Origin of the sequence: Parapedobacter soli (genome assembly GCF_025460835.1) — a bacterium.
Lineage (GTDB): Bacteria > Bacteroidota > Bacteroidia > Sphingobacteriales > Sphingobacteriaceae > Parapedobacter > Parapedobacter soli.
In genome coordinates this window covers 1-2,200 of the sequence record NZ_JAMXAY010000120.1, presented here as the reverse complement: position 1 = coordinate 2,200, position 2,200 = coordinate 1, and the positions used below count along the sequence as shown (strand labels likewise).

General features: G+C 37.2%; 4 protein-coding genes. 2 read left to right on the top strand and 2 right to left on the bottom strand.

What is annotated here, in order from left to right; genetic code table 11:
• Positions 1 to 128: 128 nt before the first annotated feature.
• Positions 129 to 476, bottom strand: a complete 348-nt coding sequence (locus tag NGM62_RS21780) for a winged helix-turn-helix transcriptional regulator (protein WP_133712788.1) — start codon at positions 474 to 476, stop codon at positions 129 to 131.
• Between the two features lie 99 nt (positions 477 to 575).
• Here NGM62_RS21780 and NGM62_RS21775 point away from each other — a divergent pair, with 99 nt between their 5' ends.
• Positions 576 to 953 carry a DoxX family protein gene (locus tag NGM62_RS21775; protein WP_262250411.1) on the top strand — a complete coding sequence of 126 codons (378 nt, stop codon included), beginning with the start codon at positions 576 to 578 and terminating at the stop codon, positions 951 to 953.
• Positions 954 to 958: 5 nt separating this feature from the next.
• Positions 959 to 1,831, top strand: coding sequence for a pirin family protein (locus tag NGM62_RS21770; protein ID WP_262250410.1), 873 nt, complete (start codon positions 959 to 961; stop codon positions 1,829 to 1,831).
• A 189-nt stretch (positions 1,832 to 2,020) separates the two neighbouring features.
• Here the strand turns inward: NGM62_RS21770 and NGM62_RS21765 are convergent.
• The coding region (locus NGM62_RS21765; RefSeq protein ID WP_449301323.1) for a hypothetical protein at positions 2,021 to 2,200 on the bottom strand (180 nt) is incomplete at its 5' end.

The window sequence follows — 2,200 nt, the reverse complement described above, 5'->3', positions numbered from 1 at the left end:
TTAGTTTATGAAAAATCTGTCCAACGATTGGGGGGAATTATATTTATTCCTATGTGATCATGAGAATTAGCTTTAGAATTCTATTTTTTGATTGAGGAATATTGGCTATTATACAAATGGAATTCCAATTACTCAATCCCTTGAACAATTCTTTTTCTATGTTGATATCCCCATTTCTCCATAGCTACCAAAACATCATTTAAACTGTGACTATATTCGGTCAATTCATATTGTACCGTTATAGGTTTGGTATCGCAGACTTTTCTGCTGACCAATCCGTTCATTTCCAATTCTTGTAATTCTTTCGACAAAATACGAGGGGAAATTCCCGCTTCTCTCGACAATTCATTAAACCCTTTTTTACCGCTTCGTAACACCGAAATCAGGATTAACTTCCATTTACCTCCTACTATATCAAGTGTATCACGTATTGCCAAATTAGCTTTTGCACAACTTTCTATCGTATGTTCTTTCATATACTATTCTTTTTGTAAGTACTATCCTTTTTGTAACAGATAACAAATGTATAGTAATTATTCGGAACTTTGCTGAAGAATAATAAAATATTAAAAATTATGTCACAAAAAGCAATCAAAATTACGGGATGGGTAATGACCATCGTTTTAGCACTTGTGTTTACAATGAGTGCTTTTATGAAACTCACACAAAACGAAACGGCCTTGGAACAAGCTTCTTCTATTGGCCTTGATGCTTCCACGTATCAGTTTATTGGGGTTATTGAAATCATCTCGCTGATACTCTTCATTATTCCAAGAACTGGAGTTTTGGGAGCAATGCTGTTAGTAGCTTATTTGGGCGGTGCTATCACCACACATTTGCAACATCAGCAACCGATAGCGATGGCAGTTACTTTTCAAATGCTGCTTTGGGTTACGGCATTTATCCGTTTCCCTGAACTGAAACAAAGAGTTTTTTCAATTAAAAAAGTATAATAATTATGATACGCAGAAATATTTCAAAAATAACCCAAAACCATTGGCATAATGGTTTTTTGGGAACAGGACATCGTGCAATGGCGGTATTGGACGGTGTACCTTACAAAGACAGCGACCCTTTTATTTTGTTTATGGACGACAGCCTTAACCTTCCTGGTGGAGAACCCGTAGGAGGAGCACATCCACACGCTGGGTTTGAAACCTTAAGCTTAGTTTTGGAAGGCAATGAAAAAGATTGGAAAACGGGAAGTTTTGAACTAATGACCGCCGGAAAAGGCATTATCCACACCGAAGAAATCACTTCCAAACAAAAACTTCGTATGCTGCAAGTGTGGTTGGTACTACCGCCCGAAAAGCGATACGCTCAACCTTTCTTACAAAGAATGCTATTGGAAGACGTACCCAAAATTAAAACCGATACATACGAAATTCGTGTGTATAGCGGAAGCAGTAACGGATTGACTTCGCCATTAAAAAACCATACGCCATTTACTTTGGTGGACTTTAGGTTAGAAGAAAAAGCTGTGGTAACACAAGAAATTCCATCGCACTACAATGGTTTGGTATATGTATTAAAAGGCAGTGTTAAAGCAGGCGACAAAATCATCAAAGCCGAACAGGCAGGTTGGCTTGAAAAAATCACAGAAAATGGTGAGAGCGAATTACAATTTGAAGCATTGGTAAACGATACACATTTTGTGTTGTATGCAGGACAACCGCATAATGTTCCTGTGGTTCATCATGGACCTTTTGTTGCAGACACAATGGAAGACATTGCACAGATGTATAGAGATTTTCGTTACGGTAAATTCCCGCATTTGAACGATTTGCCAAGCATTCAGAAAACATCCTATTCTTCACAAATAAGTAATTAAAAAATAATGTTTAGCGTTTTAAAGTTACTTTTTCGTGCTGGATTGAGCAATTTCCTAAAAGAACGGGAAAAAAGGTAGTGAATTGCGCAAAACCGCCTGATAGGCAAAGGTCACTAGAGCGACTGAATATATCAGGCGGTGCATCCTGCGCAAGGATGTGACGAAAGGAGCGAAACTGATTTATCACATTCATTCATTTATAAGATTCAGTTCTCTCAATATGAGGTCAACAATCTCCGTTCTGGCGTTTATAAAATGTTCATAGTCTATGGTTTTGGATTGAATACAATTTGCGAAATAATAGACATTGGTTTTTGTTTCTATGTAGTCAACCCTTAAAAAGCCCAATATTTCTTTTTTGAAGTCAAT

Excerpts from the sequence above, each read along its gene's own strand:
- NGM62_RS21780 (WP_133712788.1), bottom strand. The coding sequence starts at position 476 with ATGAAAGAACATACGATAGAAAGTTGTGCAAAAGCTAATTTGGCAATA.
- NGM62_RS21775 (WP_262250411.1), top strand. The coding sequence starts at position 576 with ATGTCACAAAAAGCAATCAAAATTACGGGATGGGTAATGACCATCGTT.
- NGM62_RS21770 (WP_262250410.1), top strand. The coding sequence starts at position 959 with ATGATACGCAGAAATATTTCAAAAATAACCCAAAACCATTGGCATAAT.